Annotated in this window: 21 protein-coding genes; 12 read left to right on the forward strand and 9 right to left on the reverse strand. The window is 52.1% G+C overall.

The annotated features are described in order from the left end of the window. Positions 1-2 precede the first annotated feature (2 nt). From RJ53_RS07595 to RJ53_RS07645, 11 genes are all read left to right on the forward strand, one after another. Positions 3-422, forward strand: a complete 420-nt coding sequence (locus RJ53_RS07595; protein ID WP_211531024.1) for a 50S ribosomal protein L32e — start codon at positions 3-5, stop codon at positions 420-422. Then, positions 415-867: a 50S ribosomal protein L19e gene (locus RJ53_RS07600; protein WP_211531025.1), complete on the forward strand. Its 453-nt coding sequence runs from the start codon at positions 415-417 to the stop codon at positions 865-867. The genes RJ53_RS07595 and RJ53_RS07600 overlap by 8 nt, the downstream gene beginning before the upstream one ends. A 1-nt stretch (position 868) precedes the next feature. Beyond that, complete coding sequence (locus RJ53_RS07605) at positions 869-1396, forward strand: 50S ribosomal protein L18 (RefSeq protein ID WP_211531026.1); 528 nt, start codon at positions 869-871, stop codon at positions 1394-1396. 1 nt (position 1397) lies between these two features. Beyond that, on the forward strand, positions 1398-2018 hold the full coding sequence (locus RJ53_RS07610) for a 30S ribosomal protein S5 (protein ID WP_211531027.1): 621 nt from the start codon (positions 1398-1400) through the stop codon (positions 2016-2018). Continuing rightward, positions 2018-2479 carry a 50S ribosomal protein L30 gene (locus RJ53_RS07615; RefSeq protein WP_211531028.1) on the forward strand — a complete coding sequence of 154 codons (462 nt, stop codon included), beginning with the start codon at positions 2018-2020 and terminating at the stop codon, positions 2477-2479. Before RJ53_RS07610 ends, RJ53_RS07615 begins: the two co-directional genes overlap by 1 nt. Positions 2480-2485: 6 nt before the next feature. Further along, positions 2486-2908, forward strand: coding sequence for an uL15m family ribosomal protein (locus tag RJ53_RS07620; protein WP_211531029.1), 423 nt, complete (start codon positions 2486-2488; stop codon positions 2906-2908). Positions 2909-2926: 18 nt separating this feature from the next. After that, positions 2927-4360 (forward strand): preprotein translocase subunit SecY, encoded by a 1434-nt coding sequence (secY, locus tag RJ53_RS07625; RefSeq protein WP_211531030.1) that lies wholly within the window; start codon positions 2927-2929, stop codon positions 4358-4360. 8 nt (positions 4361-4368) lie between these two features. Next, the gene (locus RJ53_RS07630) at positions 4369-4941 is read left to right on the forward strand and encodes an adenylate kinase (protein ID WP_211531031.1); all 573 of its coding nucleotides are present in this window, start codon (positions 4369-4371) and stop codon (positions 4939-4941) included. Between the two features lie 14 nt (positions 4942-4955). Continuing rightward, on the forward strand, positions 4956-5582 hold the full coding sequence (locus tag RJ53_RS07635; protein WP_211531032.1) for a DUF106 domain-containing protein: 627 nt from the start codon (positions 4956-4958) through the stop codon (positions 5580-5582). After that, positions 5582-6112: a (d)CMP kinase gene (gene cmk, locus RJ53_RS07640; RefSeq protein WP_211531033.1), complete on the forward strand. Its 531-nt coding sequence runs from the start codon at positions 5582-5584 to the stop codon at positions 6110-6112. Before RJ53_RS07635 ends, cmk begins: the two co-directional genes overlap by 1 nt. A gap of 65 nt (positions 6113-6177) precedes the next feature. Then, positions 6178-6522 (forward strand): DUF2769 domain-containing protein, encoded by a 345-nt coding sequence (locus RJ53_RS07645; protein ID WP_211531034.1) that lies wholly within the window; start codon positions 6178-6180, stop codon positions 6520-6522. A 4-nt stretch (positions 6523-6526) separates the two neighbouring features. On the opposite strand, the gene RJ53_RS07650 is transcribed toward RJ53_RS07645, so the two are convergent. The 9 genes from RJ53_RS07650 to RJ53_RS07690 form a co-directional block, all read right to left on the reverse strand. After that, the gene (locus RJ53_RS07650; RefSeq protein ID WP_211531035.1) at positions 6527-6871 is read right to left on the reverse strand and encodes a hypothetical protein; all 345 of its coding nucleotides are present in this window, start codon (positions 6869-6871) and stop codon (positions 6527-6529) included. Positions 6872-6932: 61 nt separating this feature from the next. Continuing rightward, positions 6933-8981 (reverse strand): ABC transporter substrate-binding protein, encoded by a 2049-nt coding sequence (locus tag RJ53_RS07655; RefSeq protein ID WP_211531036.1) that lies wholly within the window; start codon positions 8979-8981, stop codon positions 6933-6935. A gap of 40 nt (positions 8982-9021) precedes the next feature. Continuing rightward, positions 9022-11211 (reverse strand): tetratricopeptide repeat protein, encoded by a 2190-nt coding sequence (locus tag RJ53_RS07660; protein WP_211531037.1) that lies wholly within the window; start codon positions 11209-11211, stop codon positions 9022-9024. A gap of 85 nt (positions 11212-11296) precedes the next feature. Further along, positions 11297-11653, reverse strand: a complete 357-nt coding sequence (locus RJ53_RS07665; protein WP_211531038.1) for a DUF134 domain-containing protein — start codon at positions 11651-11653, stop codon at positions 11297-11299. Between the two features lie 4 nt (positions 11654-11657). Beyond that, positions 11658-12518 carry an ATP-binding protein gene (locus RJ53_RS07670; protein WP_211531039.1) on the reverse strand — a complete coding sequence of 287 codons (861 nt, stop codon included), beginning with the start codon at positions 12516-12518 and terminating at the stop codon, positions 11658-11660. Beyond that, the gene (locus RJ53_RS07675; protein ID WP_211531040.1) at positions 12515-13366 is read right to left on the reverse strand and encodes a nucleotide-binding protein; all 852 of its coding nucleotides are present in this window, start codon (positions 13364-13366) and stop codon (positions 12515-12517) included. The genes RJ53_RS07670 and RJ53_RS07675 overlap by 4 nt, the downstream gene beginning before the upstream one ends. A 12-nt stretch (positions 13367-13378) precedes the next feature. Further along, entirely contained in the window at positions 13379-14080 is a 702-nt protein-coding gene (locus RJ53_RS11695) for a NifB/NifX family molybdenum-iron cluster-binding protein (RefSeq protein ID WP_343221856.1), read from the reverse strand. Beyond that, the gene (locus RJ53_RS07685; RefSeq protein ID WP_211531041.1) at positions 14077-14307 is read right to left on the reverse strand and encodes a DUF5320 domain-containing protein; all 231 of its coding nucleotides are present in this window, start codon (positions 14305-14307) and stop codon (positions 14077-14079) included. Before RJ53_RS07685 ends, RJ53_RS11695 begins: the two co-directional genes overlap by 4 nt. A gap of 177 nt (positions 14308-14484) precedes the next feature. After that, positions 14485-14673 (reverse strand): DUF5320 domain-containing protein, encoded by a 189-nt coding sequence (locus RJ53_RS07690; RefSeq protein ID WP_211531042.1) that lies wholly within the window; start codon positions 14671-14673, stop codon positions 14485-14487. 115 nt (positions 14674-14788) lie between these two features. Here RJ53_RS07690 and RJ53_RS07695 point away from each other — a divergent pair, with 115 nt between their 5' ends. Beyond that, positions 14789-16090 (forward strand): methyl-coenzyme M reductase glutamine C-methyltransferase, encoded by a 1302-nt coding sequence (locus tag RJ53_RS07695; protein ID WP_211531043.1) that lies wholly within the window; start codon positions 14789-14791, stop codon positions 16088-16090. Positions 16091-16149: the final 59 nt, after the last annotated feature.

Here is a 16149-nt window from a genome sequence, read left to right on the forward strand (position 1 = left end):
AGATGGTTGGTATCAAGAAGCTGATTTCTGATCGCACCGCAAAGAGGGGCTCATTCAAACGCCAGTGTCTTCAGGCAAAGGCAAAGCTGAAGGATGTCTGGCGGAGACCCCGTGGTGGTCAGAGTAAACAGCGAAAGCAATATAAAGCAAAGGGCCGCATCCCGGCACCGGGATTCGCTGGGCCGGTTGCTGTCAGAGGGTATCACCCATGTGGGTTACCTGAAACCCTGGTACAGACTCCATCGGTACTCGCATCCCTTGACCCCAGGGCCACAGCGATTCGGATTGGTGGAACAGTCGGTATGAAGAAGCGGATGGTTATTCAGGCACAGGCTCTTGAGGCAGGATTTAAAGTCCTCAATCAGGTCGCAGTTGCCGTCGAAGAGACCACAACAGGCGATGAGGTGACCGACGATGAGTGATCTCAGCACGCAGAAGCGTATTGCAGCAGCAGTGCTCAAATGTGGAGAGAACCGGGTCTGGTTTGATCCCGAACAGCTCGGCGATATTGAGTCTGCAGTCTCACGTGAGGATATCCGTGGGCTCATCGACGAGGGGGCAATCAAGGCACACCAGAAGAAGGGTGTCAGCCGTGGACGCGCCCGTCTGAGAATCGCAAAGCGCTCCTATGGCCATTGCAAAGGTCATGGTCGGAGAAAGGGTGCACAGGGTGCACGAACCCCGTCCAAGAGGGTATGGATCCAGAGGATTCGGGCCCTCCGTGCAACCCTCCGCGAGATGCGCGAGACCGGTGTCATCGATGCCTCAGTGTACCGGAGATTCTATCGCCGGGCTGCAGGTGGACAGTTCCGGAGCGTCTCTCACTTAAAGCAGAATGTTGAACAGCAGATTGGAAAGGTGAACTGATATGGCGACAGGTGCACGATATTTCGTCCCCTTCCGGCGAAGGAAGGAGGGCAGGACAGATTACTACCAGCGTCTTCGCCTTATCATCTCCAGAAGGCCAAGGCTTGTGGTCAGGAAGACCTCCCGCCAGATCATCGTTCAGCTCGTAACCGCTGAGATGACCGGGGACAGGACAATTGTCCAGGCAACCAGCAATGAACTGAAAAAATTCGGATACACCGGATACCCCGGCAACACCCCTGCGGCATACCTGACAGGGATGCTCTGTGCGGTTCGTGCCCAGAATGCAGGGTATGAAGGTGGAATCCTTGATATTGGCCTGAACCGGGCAACAAAGGGAGCCCGGGTCTTTGCAGCACTGAAAGGTGCTGTTGAAGCCGGCTTTGACATCCCACACGGTGAGGATATCCTCCCTGACGATGATCGGGTAAAAGGCACACATATCGCCGCATATGCCCCGGAGAAGGCTGGCGGACTTGTTGGTAATGTGGAAGAGGTGGCAGACGCCATTATGAAGGAGCTTGAGTAACATGGCATATGAACGTGTAGAATGGGTCCCTGCCACCGGCCTTGGACGAGCAGTCGCAGCAGGGGAGTTCTCATCCCTTGAAGAGGTGCTCTCAAGCGGCCGCCCGATCAAAGAGGCAGGTATCATTGATGCCTTCCTCCCCGACCTCAGTGATGAGGTTCTCTCCATCGATATGATGCAGAGGATGACCGACTCCGGCAGAAGGATCAAGTTCCGGGCAGTCGTTGTCGTTGGAAACCGTGATGGATATATCGGCTATGGTCAGGGCAAGGATGTTCAGGTCGGCGCAGCGATCTTAAAGGCGATCGCCAATGCCAAACTGAACATTATCAAAGTACGAAGAGGATGTGGCAGCTGGGAATGCGGCTGTGGAAATCCGCACTCGACACCAATGCTTGTTGAAGGAAAGGCAGGCAGTGTCCGGGTGACCCTCAGACCCGCACCAAAAGGTATCGGTCTTGTTACTGGTGAGATCGGGAAGAAAGTTCTTGATCTCGCCGGTATCCGGGATGTCTGGGTAATGACCAAAGGAAATACCCGGACAACCTTAAACTATGCAAAGGCAACCTATGAGGCCCTGAAGCAGACAAATATGGTTCGTATTGGAGGAGGGCGGCACTGATGTACGCAGTCGTGCAGGTACGTGGTACCGTCAAAACCCGCCATGAGATTAAGGAGACACTCAAGATGCTCCGTCTCCATCACATCAACCATTGCGTCTTCGTTCCGGAGACTCCGGAATACCTCGGTATGATCCGCAAGGTAAAGGACTTCGTTGCATATGGCGAAGTGGATGCAGAGACACTTGAGACGATTCTCAGGACCCGGGGAAGGCTGACTGGAAATAAGCCTCTCACCGATGAGTATCTGAAGGATGCCTCAACATACGGATCTGTTGGAGAACTTGCAGAGGCGCTCGCAAATGGGGAGGTTAAACTCAGGGATATCCCTGAGCTGAAGCCGGTTCTCAGGATGCACCCCCCAAGAAAGGGATATAAGACCATCAAGCGGACCTTTAACCAGGGCGGAGCGCTCGGTTATTATGGTAAGGAGATCAATTCTCTCCTGTATAAGATGAGGTGAGGTGTAATGCCAGTCAATAAGCGATCGAAATACCGTGGTTCACGGACCTGTGGCGGCGGTACACATAAGAACCGTCGTGGTGCAGGAAACCGTGGTGGTCGTGGAGCCGCTGGATGGCGCGACCACAACTTCACCCGCTTCCATCTTCTTGGCAAGCGTGAAGGAAAGCATGGTTTTGTCAATCCGACCTCATCCGAGGTCTCGGTACTTGATATCGGCGAGATTGATCAGATGGTCCCCATGCTTGTTCTGCAGGGGATTGCCCGTGAAGAGGAAGGTACCATTATTCTTGATGCCAGGGATATCGGCATTGAGAAGGTGCTTGGAGGTGGCAGGGTTCATCATAAGATCAACCTTACCGCAATGACCTTCTCTGAACGTGCAAAAGTAAAGATCGAAGAGCTCGGTGGCCAGGCACTGGCCCTCTGATAATTTTTTTGGTGACCTATGGGTGAGCTGCTGGATCGAATGGAGCCTCTGCTGGCAAAGATGCCATCAGTGAAGGCCCCGGAGGGGCATGTCCACTTTAAAAACAAGCTATTGTGGACCGTTGCTATTCTGTTATTATATTTTGTTCTGACAAACATACCTGTCTTTGGACTTGCACCGGACTCGATGGATATCTTCCAGTTCTATCGTGCACTCCTTGCAGGAGAGAGCGGATCTATCGTCCATCTCGGGATAGGTCCGATTGTGACCGCTTCTATCGTCCTCCAGCTCCTCAAAGGTGCTGATCTCATCCCGCTTGACACTTCTGATGCACGTGGACAGGTTATGTACATGGGCCTGCAGAAGATGCTCATCTTTGTGATGATCATCCTTAATGCAGCTCCAAACCTTGTTGGTGGTTTTCTACAGCCGGATCCGGTCATTGCAGCGACGCTCTTTGGAGGTTCTCTCTTTGCGGTATCACTCCTGATCTTTCTCCAGATCTGTATTGGGGGTGTGCTGATCTTCCTGATGGACGAGGTTGTGACGAAGTGGGGTGTCGGCTCGGGCGTTGGTCTCTTCATCGTCGCGAGTGTGTCACTAGGTATCATGAACGGGTTTTTGAACTGGACCCCGGTTACTGACCAGTATCCTATCGGTTTCTTCCCCCGTCTCTTTGCGATCCTGCTGGATGGCGGCAACTTCCTTCAGTACTTTACACCAAATGTCATCGCCCTCATCACAACGGTTATCATCTTCTTTGTGATCGTCTATGTTGAGTCGACCAGGATTGAGATCCCTCTTGCCCATGCAAATGTCAGGGGATCACGGGCACGGTTCCCGGTAAAACTCATCTATGCAAGTGTTCTGCCGATGATCCTTGTCCGTGTCCTTCAGGCGAACATCCAGATGTTTGGGATGTTCCTCTCAAGTATGGGGATCACTATCTTCGGGCGGTTCGACGGCCTTCAGCCGCTGGATGGTATCATGTATTATCTGGCACCCATCAACAGCCCGGAGGACTGGATGTGGTGGATGAGTGATCTCGGCCATGCGCCATGGGAGATCTTATTGCGTCTTGGAATCGATACCATCGTTATGGTCGTCGGTGGAGCGATCTTCGCTCTCTTCTGGGTGAAGACCGCAGGCCTTGACTCAAGCCATGTCGCACGTCAGATACAGAACAGTGGAATGCACATCCCTGGATATCGTAGGAGCCCCGCAGTTCTTGAGCGGTATCTTGACCGGTACATCCCACGGGTCACTGTCATTGGTGGTGTCTTCGTTGGTATCCTCTCGGTTGTTGCAAACCTCTTTGGTGTCATTGGCGCAGTTGGTGGTACAGGTCTCCTCCTGGCGGTCAGTATCGTCTACCGTCTCTATGAACAGATCGCAAGCGAACAGATCATGGAGATGTATCCGTTTATGCGTACATTCTTTGGAAAGGAGTGAATGAAGTAATGGCAGGAAAAAAGATCATCATCACAGGTGTCCCGGGTGTCGGAAAGACAACGGTGATCACCCAGACTCTCGAGACCCTCAAAGCAGAGGGGATAGAGTATCAGAGTATAAACTTCGGATCATTCATGTTCGAGGTTGCACAGGGCGAAGGCCTGGTAGAGGATCGCGATCAGATGCGGAGGCTTGATAGAAGAGAACAAAAACGTCTCCAGAAACTTGCCGCAGAGAAGATGGCGGCGATTGACGGCAATATCATCATCGATACCCACGCATCTGTAAAGACCCCGGCAGGATATCTTGCCGGTCTCCCCGAATGGGTTCTCACTGCCCTGATGCCTGATACTATCGTTCTTGTCGAGACTGATGATGATCAGATCCTCCTTCGCCGGCTCTCTGATGCTACCCGTGTCAGGGATATGGAGGGGGCGGGTTCAATCCGTGAGCATCAGCAGATGAACCGTGCCTTCGCTGCATCATATGCAATGCTGACCGGGTGTACGGTATCCCTGGTAGTTAACGCCGATCATCTCCTTGAGGAGGGTGTCAAGGCCCTCGCCGAGGTACTCCGTTAATTGGGAGCCGGAATATGCAGACCCTGAAGAAGTATGGAACGTATATCGCCTTCATTCTGGCATTTGGCCTGATGCTTGCATATGCGGTCGAGGGAGTTCGTAATAGTATTGCCGAGACGATCGATCTCTTCATCGGACCTCTCTCCGATACTTTCGGGGTTCCATTCTTCGCCGTCATCCTCTTCCTCTCAGCTATGACCGGTCTGTACGCGTCACTGATACAGAAGTACACCATCGATTATGAGAAGATGCAGGAAGTACAGGCGAGGATGAAAGATTTCCAGGTGAAGTTCCGGGAAGCACAGCTCTCAGATGATGAAAAGGCCGTCAAGAAGCTTGAGGCGAAACGCGATGCAATGATGCAGGAGCAACTTGCAATGAGCCAGCAGCAGTTCAAGCCGATGGCATATATCATCCTTCTGACCGTCCCAATCTTCTTCTGGCTTCTCCACCGTCTCCATGAGATGGAGATGTCAACAGCCCTCTCCATGCAGACAGCCATCGTCTTCCCGTTCAAAGGGATCATTGCATTAAATGATATGGCAGTCTGGATCATCCCTGCATGGATTCTCTGGTATATGATCTGCTCACTCACCGTCAGCCAGGTGATCAGAAAAGCCCTCAATATCGGGGGCATCTGATGCGGATCACGATCAGCGGACTTCCCGGAAGTGGTACTACCTCGCTTGGGAAGGCACTCGCCGAAGAATTCGGATACCGATACGTTTCAGCCGGCGAGGTATTCCGCGATCTTGCCCGTGAGCGGGGACTTGATCTCGCCTCCTTTGGCAGGATTGCTGAAGATGACAGCTCTATCGACCGCCTGATAGATGAACGGCAGAAGGAGATTGGCCAGCAGTCTGATGATATCATCATTGAGGGGCGGCTTGCCGGGAGGATGGTCGATAACGCCGATCTCCGGATCTGGCTGATAGCAGGCCCTGAATGTCGGGCGAGGAGAATTGCGGATCGGGATATCCAGGATGGTGAGACTGCAAAAGCCGTCACCATCGAACGGGAGCGCTCAGAAGCCCATCGTTATATGACATATTATGGGATTGATATCTCTGATCTCTCATGGTATGATATCGTCATCAGTTCTGAAACCTTTGGACGTGGTCCGCTCGTTACCATTGTTGTGACCGCGATCAAGGAACTTCTCCACCGGTAAACCCGGTTCTCTCTCACGATACTTTTTTATTATAATTTACCCTCCATAGAACTGGGGATACATGTATGGATATCGACAGATTTGAACGATTTGCTGCTCTCGTAACCGATCACCCGCTCATCCTCAGCACAGCTGAGCGGGCTGGTGTTATTCTCACAAGAAAGGAACACTGCCATTGTCCGTCATGCCCGACATACCGGGAGTGTGCTGAACGTGCAGGCGACCGTGCTTTCTGTACCATCGGAGAGAGCCGGGATGACTGTATCATCGATGAGGAGAAGGGGTGCATCTGCACCAGGTGCCCTGTCTACCTTGATGTCGGGTTTCAGAAGACCTTCTTCTGTACCAGGGGAACAGAGCAGCAGCAGAGAATACTCTCCGTCCTTGAGATGCGTGATATGGTATACTGAACCTTTATCCGCAGCCTTCGGAGTTCTCATAGATTGAGAGAACCTTCTGGCTGACCCTTTTTGAGAGCCGGGTTGTGACGAGATCAAGAAAGACAGAGAAGAAGAGGGGTGAGAGGCACCCGACCCCCTCGCTCTCGTCCTCCATTAACCCGATGAGGTATTCGAGCTCATCATCGGTGAGAAGTGAGATGCGTTCGGCAAAATCCTGTTCATCACGGGAGTAATGGTTTGCAACCGGGGGGAGGATCGACCGGTATTCGGTCCGTGCCCCTCCACAGATGAGATCCTCACACTCCGGGGCGAGCTTTCTGAGGATTCCGATATCAAAAGGTGTCAACTCACGTGCCATAAAGATCTATTGCCCTTTCTCCCATATCAGGGGATCTGCCATCATGGTTCAATAAGGATGTTCAGGTATAACGGCGGTATACCCCGTTCCTCATCACAACAACTATTGTCCCCTCTTTATAGAGGGCACCGTACTCCACCGTCATCTGCCGGGCCGTGAGGGCGGATCTGATTGCGGCAGCGTCGGTACTTCCGGATCGGTTTGCAGCATCTGCGATGAGCATCACCCCGGTGAATGCACGGGCAGAGAGATCGTTTAGCTCTCTGCCGCTCTGCCTGACCAGGAGAGAGTTGATATCCCGAATCGCAATCGACGAACCAACATATTCCCGTGTATAGACTGCACCGGCAAGGATTCCGTCAGAGAAGGCGAGTGACGGACGGATAAAGGCATCTGACTTCCATGCATCACCGATGGTGATGATTGTTTCGGGGAGAGATCCACTCTCATAGAGATCTCTCATGATCAGGAGCCCTTCGTCAGGGGTTCGTGCGGAGAGGAAGAGAGGTTCGTCCCTGGGCATCGTGAGTATTGAGGCGACTGCATCCCCGATATTCCCGGTGTCATGATAGATGGCAATGGTGCTGACCATGTACCCGCGTCCCTCAGCGGCCTCCTGAATATGGTTCATCATGTCCTCCTGTTCTGCCGGAAAGATGAGTCGTATCGCTTTCTCCTCCCTGTTGGTATCAAGGATATCAAAGCACCGGTTGAGATACTCCTCTTCATCAAGACCGATCTCAAGAGCTGGATCCGATGCTCCATCGCCGATTGATGTCTTTCCGTCCGGCGTGATCTTCATCTTTCCGATCGGTACCTGATCATCTCCGGGCTGATCAAATATGACAGCAACTTGTGCATCGAAGAGTGTGGGAATACCGCTCCCTGCCGCGAGAGGAAATGAAGATGTGTGCTCCTGATTGATGATAGAGAGTGCGGTATCCACTCCCCTCTGTACATCTGCCATGAACCAGTCATCCGCACTCCCGCTCTCTACCCGGATGGTCAGGAGATGTGGAGGTGCTCTGATCGTCCTGGTTGTTTCTGCTTCACCGAGCCGTATCTGCCGTATCTCAAATGAATAGCCCGCCTCCCTCCTCTCATTGAAGGTGACGTTTCCGAGAGCTCCGGTATAGGATCTCTTCCAGAACCATCCGGCGACACAGCTGGGATCTCCTCCACAACCGGATATTCGCCGTGTAAGTGTCCATGTTGCGTCATATGCCTCAAAGACGAGACTCTCCGGCAGTATTCTGCCCTCTTCCTCATCAGGGGAGAGGATCAGATCTCCTCCCTTCGGTACGAGAATAAAGATTCCCTCAGCGAGATCCCGGTTATCCTCCCGAAGTGCGATCCCTCCCTCCTCCCAGACGAGAATGACCGGGTTTGCACCCCGGCTCCTGATCGCAGAGACGATTGCCGGTACCTCCCTGTCGCCATAGATGATGAAGATCTCAGGTTGCATCGCCTGGAGGGGCCGGATAAGTTCGCTGAAATCCTCATCCTCCGGATGATATGCAATCATCCGCACAATCGGGATACGGTTCTGTATGTGTGCCGCATTTTCTTCTCCATCTTCGGTTGCAGGATAGATGACTGCAATATCGTGATAGTCCTTCAGAAACGGGAGAAGGTATTCTATCTCCTCTTCAATCGGTGGTGTGAAGCTGATCTGGTATCTTCCCGGGCTCTGATCGTCTCTCCTGACAGGGGCATGAATGGCCAGCATTGGAATCTGCAATGCTTCAGACTGGGGCACAAGGGCATCCCGCACCTCATTTCCTGAAACGATAATACCGTGGATATCTCTGGTATCAAGGTACTCCATCAGAATCTGTAAGGCCCTCTCATCATCTCCCCGCGTGTCTTCGATGAAGAGGGTAACCGAATTGTTACTCATCGGGGGAACCTTGCGGATCCCATATTCCTGGGCTTCTCCGATAGAAGCATCCGGTCCGGTCAGTGGGAGGAGGACAAGGACTGCATGATCACCTGCCACAGGTACAGCATCGTCAGGTGAGCCGGGGTCAAGACCAAATGGCAGCCCGGTGATACTCAGGACGATGAAGAGGACGAGAGCGGCGATGATGAAGAAGATAACTTCTCTCATCGCCCTGCCATTTTACTATATGGAAGGGTCACCATACTTCTCAGGCATCCTGATTGTTGCCAAACGTCATAAGTATGCGGCTGCGGATATCAAGGGCTTCACGGAGAGGTACCATCTTCGGCAGGTCATCATCTATGATCCTCTCAGTTCTTCCGTGTATATCCGCATATCTCCTCAGGAGAGATCCCGGAATCTCCTGACCCTGAAGAAAGAGGTGGCGGTCGATCTCATTGATCTGTTCTCTCAGATCTGCAGGGAGATGATCTGCTTCCTTTCGCCGGATGAGGGCATCATGAAAGAGATGGAGATCTCCTCTCCCAGGTGCGTACCGGACTGCCTCATCAATCGCATTCAGGGCAGCATCATACTCGCCCTTCTTTGCAAGCGCCCGTGCATACCCATACCAGCCACCGGGAAATGCCGGATGCATTGTGATCGCCTGACGGTACGCATCAGCGGCATGGACGTAATCTCCCAGAGCTTCATACCAGTACCCGATATCTGAGAAGATCTTTGATCGTGCATCTTTGTCGGTTGTCAGCTTCAGAGCCTTGCGATAGATGGAAAGACCATCCTTTGATCCACATTCGGCAAGTATCTTTCCGATGATCCAGAGCAGGTTTGTCTTTCTTGCCGGAGGGATTGGAGCATGCACGACGAGATCCGTCATCCCGATACGCCATGCCATCAGTCCTTCTTCTTTCATCGCTTCAAGGAGTATGAGAAGCCCGTCATACGCCTCATCCCCGTAATCGCCTTCAAGAAGGAGTCGTGATGCCTCCCGGATATTTTTTGTCTCCGATAGTCTCCAAATGAGGCGGGTCTCAAGGAGATCATCCTTCTGCAGATCATCATTGAGTGGGGTTTGCTCTCCATACCAGGCAGCACGTGCGTACCAGAGCCTCGAATCTGGGGTCGGCCTGATGAAAGAGGATCGTTTAAACCATATCACGGCATCGGCAAACTGGAACGCTCCGAATGCGAGAATGCCACGGATGAGTGTATAATCCCCCTCTGCACTATCTTCAAGGGATGAGAGGCGTTCGGTATCGAGGGTTCCATCGGATCGCATCGCCTGGTTCATGACACCAAGGCGTGTCATGATCGCATCGTCTATATCGGGATCTGTGATAAGCTCTTCGAGAACCATATACTCTCGATCAAATCGCCGTGAACGTCGGCATGAGGTTGCGATCTGTGTATAGATCCGGTTCTTTACTTCTCCGTCAAGACTTTCTGCAATCCTGATCATGCGCTGGTAGTATGTATCCCCTTCTTCCGAGAGGCCGAGTCGGTCAGTAGCCTCACAGAGGTAGATGAGCTCATCGAGGATCGGAGGAGATCCGCCTCCCTGTACTGCATGAGCTGCTTCAAGTGCTGAATGAAACTCCGCTGCCGCCCTCTCAGCATCTCCGAGATTTCGGGAGATGAGACCCATCTCACGATAGCAGATCTGTCTGATGGCGGGATCCTCAGTCCGAATGAGGGCATGGGCATAGATTGCACGGGCGGCTCCGATGAGGTGGGTTGCAACAGCGTATCTTCCTGCTCTGATACAGGTATCTGCAGATTCCTCGAATGCAAACCAGCGGCTGAGAAGTGACTCCCACCCCCCCTCCGGATACCGGCGGTTCAGAATAGTGATGGCATCTTCCCGTGTATGATGGCAGAACCAGTCACAGGCGATCTCCGTGATCGTCTGTCTGAGGAGGTTTGATATACCTTCATCCCCCTCATCGAGTTGATTCAGGAGATCTGATGTATCCGCTACCAGACCAAAGATTGTCCGGTCCATCGGATGCACCAGGGACGGCCGCTCCGGGGGGGAGGTCATGAAGGCAGTCGGATATGCCATCTCTGTATAGAGTATCCCTCTCTTCTTCGCCTGCCAGTGTTGTGGGGAGCTGCCCGTGGCTTCAGAGAAGAGGGTGCAGATGTTGTCTGATGCAGTGATCGGGTGCGCCGTCCACCAATGCCCTTCTTCGCGGGTCATTGAAACGAGGGCTCCGATTGCGTTCCGGATCAGTGCTGATCCCTCTTCGTCAGAAGCGATTGTCAGGCAGATACTCCAACGAAATGCCGGGTCTGTCTCGATTCTCCTGAGGAAGAATGCCTGGATAATTGTGTCGATGAAGTACTCTTTCGTATCTTCAGATGAAAGGGATTGGATCGTCTCAAGCATTTCGGAGCGATCCTGTAGAATCTCTCGTATCTGACCCGCAGGACTCATAGATCAGAATAGGTTGTCTCTGTTATTAGATACTCTCTTCATCGAAAAAGTGGAGATGGATGAACCCCGGGGGTCGATCAAATGATCAGAGGTTATTCCGGGGGCAGTCGTCATCATCTCTTCGTAAACACCCGGATATACGGATCGTCCTGCCATAGACAAGCGCCTCGGCCACCTTTCGTCTGGCCTCATGAAGGTCTCGCCAGAGGGTCTTTCTTGACACTCCTATGATCCCGGCTGCCTCTTCCTGGTTATGATCAAGGAGATCAACAAGTCGCAATACCTCAATCTCTTCTGGAAGAATGGTTATCGGATCCCCTCCTTCACTCTCCGGATTGCATACAGGTGCATAACACCTGTAGACATTGCTGTCGCTGAACGTGCGGCATACACGTGGCCTCCCCCTCCGTTTCCGGCAGTACCCTCTCTCGTCTTCGTTCATTACATCACAGTTCTGTTCTGATCCTTTCCCAGGCTGTAGATAAGGCTTTTGATGCAGGACTATCCATTTGAGTGACGGGAATGCCTTTTCTTACTGCCTGAACAACGGCTGGATCAAATGGAATCCTGCCAACGATTGGGATCCCTTCTTCTGCAGCATAGACTTCTATCTCATTTGTGATCTCCTCAAGCAGATCAAACCGGTTGATCATGATGAGGATACGAGGATCAAATCTGCGACAGACGGTCACCACGCGTTTCAGGTCATGGAGTGCAGAGACACTTGGTTCTGTCACTATGAGTACCGCATGCATCCCGCTGATCGTGGAGATGAGTGGGCAGCCAGTTCCGGGTGGTCCGTCGACAAGGAGTATCTCTGCTGATGGATCTATCGTCAGCGCACGTTTCTTCACTTCATGGACAAGGAGACCTGATGTACCCGAACCGGGAAAGAGACGGGCATGCACAAGAGGTCCACACTCTGTTGTTGAGGTATAGATCTCTCCGCAGATTCGACGCTCCATCACAACAGCACCCTCAGGGCAGAGATGTGCACAGAGGCCGCATCCCTCACAATGGATGGGGGAGACGGAGAAAAGTCCCTCCTTGATACTGATTGCATCAAATGCACAATTGTTGCTGCATATACCGCACGAAACACAGATTTCCGGATCTATTCGTGCGACATCAAGGCCATGAAACGGCTCTTTTGTGAGTTGTGTCGGTGATAGCATCAGCTCAAGGTTTGCCGCATCCACATCACAGTCTGCAAGTACCTGTCGGCTGGTATTCGTATCTGCAAGGGCAGAGGTAACCATCGTCTTGCCGGTTCCCCCCTTACCGCTGATAACCGCGATCCGAATCATTGTTTCTCCTCCATGTATGATACAATCTTCTGGAAGAGTTCGGCAAAGTGCTGTTTCCACTCAGGGAGATCTCTTGCTATAAGATTGCCAGCATTCTGGACAGCCGCAATCTGACGGTCAAATGGGATTGTCATCAGTATCGGGATGGAATGATCCGCACAGAAGCTGGTGATCTCTTCGTCTTCTCCATCACTTCGGTTGATCACAACACCGGCAGGAATGCCGAGTTCCTCAGCAACACTCACTGCCAGCGTAAGATCATGCAGTCCAAATGGCGTTGATTCGGTTACAAAGAGGCAGAAGTCGGCTCCATCAAGAGTCTCAATGACGGGACATGCAATTCCTGGTGAGGCATCATACAGGATGAGAGGATGGCCTTCTGCAAAACGTTTTGCCATTTTTATAACTGGCGGGGCCATAACCTCCCCTTCCTGCAGGACTCCGGTGATCAGGGTAAGCGTCGGAGCTGGTGCTCTGCATTGTATTATCCCTATCTTTCGTCTCAGATCATGGATAGCACCAATCGGACAGACCAGTCTGCAGCCGCCGCATGAATGGCAGAGCTCCGGAAGGAAGAGATGGCGATCCTTCAGGATGGTTAGTGCACCATACCGGCAGAATGCTCCACATTCTCCACAGAACGTGCATCGTGTGAGATCAATGTCGGGAACAGCAACGGTGACGGGAAGGTCGTGTGAGGGGGCCGGATAAAAGAGATGAAGATTTGGTTCCTCCACATCGCAATCCACCAGGACAACATCCCTCGTCTCCATGAGTGCATACGCGAGGTTTGCAACGACGGTACTCTTGCCTGTTCCACCTTTTCCGCTTGCAATCACTATCTTCATAAGACCCGGTTATCAGGATAATGAAGGCAGGTTTCCTGCAAGGTACGCCTTAACTGCATCGGTGACGGTACCGCCACCCCGGTAGGAGTATGCCTTCACACCGCTTGCCGCCAGTGCCTCTGCTGCATTCCCCCCCATCTGTCCGGTGATAAGATATTGCGCTCCTTTTTCCACAACCAGGGAAACTGCTCGTGGACCAACACCACCTGATGCATCAGCAAAAGGATTCGCTACCGATTCAACATCCGCTGTCTTCAGATCAAGGAAGATGAAGTATGGAGCACGTCCGAACCGCTCTTCAAAGGGTGCATCGATACCCGGTGCCTGCGCTGTGATGCAGAGGACCGTTCCCTCCTTCTCATCATGGCTGCATTCATCTTCAGGCCCGTGATGGCAGGTACTCTCACCCGTAGTGAGATCCCCACGGATATATGCCTCTGCTACGGCATCAACGTCCCCTGAGGCACCGAGTATGACCTCGATCCCATTCTGGCAGAAGAGATCTATGGCGCGGGGACCCATTCCTCCGGCAATAATCAGCTCTACATTCTGTTCAGCAAGGAAGCGTGGAAGTTTCCCTGGTTCATGGCCAGGGCTGTCAAGATCCTCACCCCTGCTGATCGTACCATCGTTGGCATTGAATATGGCATACTTTTCACAATGCCCAAAGTGGGCTGAAACCCGTGTACCATCCATTGCTATTGCGATCTTCACTCTTGCACCTCATTTTGGGTATTGATCTGAACGAACCGACCCCGCATTCTTCCTCCGCCAAATCCTCTGCCACATCCGCATGGCAGGCCGCCTCTTCCAAGGCCATAGATGATCTGTTCACTCTGTGCTGCACTCTGTGCATCTGAAGACGGGGAGACGCAGCGTCCCATTCTCCGTCCGGTCATGGGTCCCATTCCAAGGGGACCTCTTCCATTTAATCCTGGCATTTGTATCACCTGTTCTTCTGGTAATAAGTACTCATATGTGTATAAATACTTAAATCTTGTTAATGTTCCAGAAGTATTTATATTCATCTTGCTATCCTTTGAAACGTGTTCGAATGAAGAGGGGAAAGGAGGAGGCATGACAACTCGAACTGGTTGTCATTGCCTGGTATGGTCAGTTTACAGGAGGCGCCGTTGCACCCATCCTCTTCCTAATCCTCTACCACGTCCGCGAGGGATTCCGCCTCTTCCAAGGCCATAGACGATCTGTTCACTCTGTGCATTTGAAGATGGGGAGACGCAGCGCCCCATTCTCCGCCCGGTCATCGGTCCCATTCCAAGGGGGCCTCTTCCATCTAATCCTGGCATATCAATCACCTCTGTTCAGGTAATAAGTACTCATATGCGCAAAATACTAAAAAGGTTTGGATCGTACGCACAACCCGATTGTTTATGTCTTTGTCCAATCAACCAATCCCATACTATGAGGATCAAGGTCATCTCTCCGGATATCGTCACCTATGGCGCTATGGTGATCGGCGGAGTACTTGAGCAAGAGGGGTATGATACCTCCATATCGCGTGTAATCGAGGATACAGATGCCGATATCCTGATTTTGTCACTCTATTCGACCCAGCATCTTCTTGATACTCGCATAAAAAAGGCGATCCGGTTCCAGAAGGAACGGGGCGGCAGATGTTATGTCGGAGGCCCGGTATCAGCAGACCCGTCCATGGTGCTTGGTGAACTGTCTCCCGATGCTGTTGTCGTCGGTGAGGGTGAAATTACCATCTCCCGGTTGGTTTTGGAGGGTCCCTCTCCGGATATTCCGGGAATTGCGTATATGAAGGAGGGAGAGATGATCGTTACCGGCTCATCTCCTCCATCTCCCATGACGCGCCCTCTTCCTCTCATACCGCCTGATATTGGGGATCAGAATATCAGAGGTGCAAATGTCTATATCGAGACGCACCGTGGCTGTGTTGGGGGGTGTGGGTTCTGCCAGGTGCCCAGATATTTTGGACAGGAGGTCCGCAGCAGGAGTATTGAGGATATCCTCACCGAGGTTCGGGCATTTAAGGATGCAGGTGTACATCGTATCTCGATATCGGGTGGAACGGGATCGCTCTTTGCATCACAGTATGGCAGAATGAATGTTCCTGCATTTATTCAGCTTCTCCAGGGTATAGCAGGGGTTATGGGACCAAAAAACCTCTCATCTCCTGATATACGGGTAGACTGTATCACTGACGAGGTGCTGGATGCAATACGGGATTATACCATCGGCTGGGTCTTCTTTGGAATAGAATCCGGGAGTGAGGGTATACTGAAGAAGATGCGCAAAGGCGCAACGGTTGATCAGGTGCGGGAGGCGGTGAAACGATGCCGTATGCATGGGTTGAAGGTGGCAGGCAGTTTTATTGTTGGATATCCTGGAGAAACCGCGGATGATTATCAGATGACGAAGGATCTCATCGAGGAACTTGCCCTTGATGATGTCTTTGTGAGTGTCGCAGAGCCGATTCCCGGCACTCCACTTGCAGATCTTGTCCTCTCCATACCTCAGGAAGAGAATCCTGTGTATGTTCCTCATACGGGTGAATATCAGGCTCTTGGTCTCTCTGAAGCAGAGGCACGGGCATTTGATCTTATGCTCCATGCCGATCTCCATAAACCACGGTTCACCATGACTGACGATCGGACCTTTAATCTGTATCTTGAAGAGGTCAGGAAACAGGGATCGGATATCCTGAGGAGCACCGAAGTACTCCTTCGCTATTCTTAGCAATACTATGTATACCATTTTTTCCATGCTTTGAGACAAACGCATGGAATTAAAAAAAA

This window comes from Methanocalculus chunghsingensis (genome assembly GCF_018132105.1).
Classification (GTDB): domain Archaea; phylum Halobacteriota; class Methanomicrobia; order Methanomicrobiales; family Methanocorpusculaceae; genus Methanocalculus; species Methanocalculus chunghsingensis.

Coding starts and splice junctions, on each gene's coding strand:
- RJ53_RS07670 (WP_211531039.1), bottom strand. CDS start 12,518: ATGATTCGGATCGCGGTTATCAGCGGTAAGGGGGGAACCGGCAAGACG.
- RJ53_RS07675 (WP_211531040.1), bottom strand. CDS start 13,366: ATGAAGATAGTGATTGCAAGCGGAAAAGGTGGAACAGGCAAGAGTACC.
- RJ53_RS07600 (WP_211531025.1), top strand. CDS start 415: ATGAGTGATCTCAGCACGCAGAAGCGTATTGCAGCAGCAGTGCTCAAA.
- RJ53_RS07615 (WP_211531028.1), top strand. CDS start 2,018: ATGTACGCAGTCGTGCAGGTACGTGGTACCGTCAAAACCCGCCATGAG.
- cmk (WP_211531033.1), top strand. CDS start 5,582: ATGCGGATCACGATCAGCGGACTTCCCGGAAGTGGTACTACCTCGCTT.
- secY (WP_211531030.1), top strand. CDS start 2,927: ATGGGTGAGCTGCTGGATCGAATGGAGCCTCTGCTGGCAAAGATGCCA.
- RJ53_RS07660 (WP_211531037.1), bottom strand. CDS start 11,211: ATGAGTCCTGCGGGTCAGATACGAGAGATTCTACAGGATCGCTCCGAA.
- RJ53_RS07645 (WP_211531034.1), top strand. CDS start 6,178: ATGGATATCGACAGATTTGAACGATTTGCTGCTCTCGTAACCGATCAC.
- RJ53_RS07635 (WP_211531032.1), top strand. CDS start 4,956: ATGCAGACCCTGAAGAAGTATGGAACGTATATCGCCTTCATTCTGGCA.
- RJ53_RS07650 (WP_211531035.1), bottom strand. CDS start 6,871: ATGGCACGTGAGTTGACACCTTTTGATATCGGAATCCTCAGAAAGCTC.
- RJ53_RS07655 (WP_211531036.1), bottom strand. CDS start 8,981: ATGAGAGAAGTTATCTTCTTCATCATCGCCGCTCTCGTCCTCTTCATC.
- RJ53_RS07620 (WP_211531029.1), top strand. CDS start 2,486: ATGCCAGTCAATAAGCGATCGAAATACCGTGGTTCACGGACCTGTGGC.
- RJ53_RS07595 (WP_211531024.1), top strand. CDS start 3: ATGGTTGGTATCAAGAAGCTGATTTCTGATCGCACCGCAAAGAGGGGC.
- RJ53_RS07685 (WP_211531041.1), bottom strand. CDS start 14,307: ATGCCAGGATTAAATGGAAGAGGTCCCCTTGGAATGGGACCCATGACC.
- RJ53_RS07610 (WP_211531027.1), top strand. CDS start 1,398: ATGGCATATGAACGTGTAGAATGGGTCCCTGCCACCGGCCTTGGACGA.
- RJ53_RS07630 (WP_211531031.1), top strand. CDS start 4,369: ATGGCAGGAAAAAAGATCATCATCACAGGTGTCCCGGGTGTCGGAAAG.
- RJ53_RS07695 (WP_211531043.1), top strand. CDS start 14,789: ATGAGGATCAAGGTCATCTCTCCGGATATCGTCACCTATGGCGCTATG.
- RJ53_RS07605 (WP_211531026.1), top strand. CDS start 869: ATGGCGACAGGTGCACGATATTTCGTCCCCTTCCGGCGAAGGAAGGAG.
- RJ53_RS07690 (WP_211531042.1), bottom strand. CDS start 14,673: ATGCCAGGATTAGATGGAAGAGGCCCCCTTGGAATGGGACCGATGACC.
- RJ53_RS07665 (WP_211531038.1), bottom strand. CDS start 11,653: ATGAACGAAGACGAGAGAGGGTACTGCCGGAAACGGAGGGGGAGGCCA.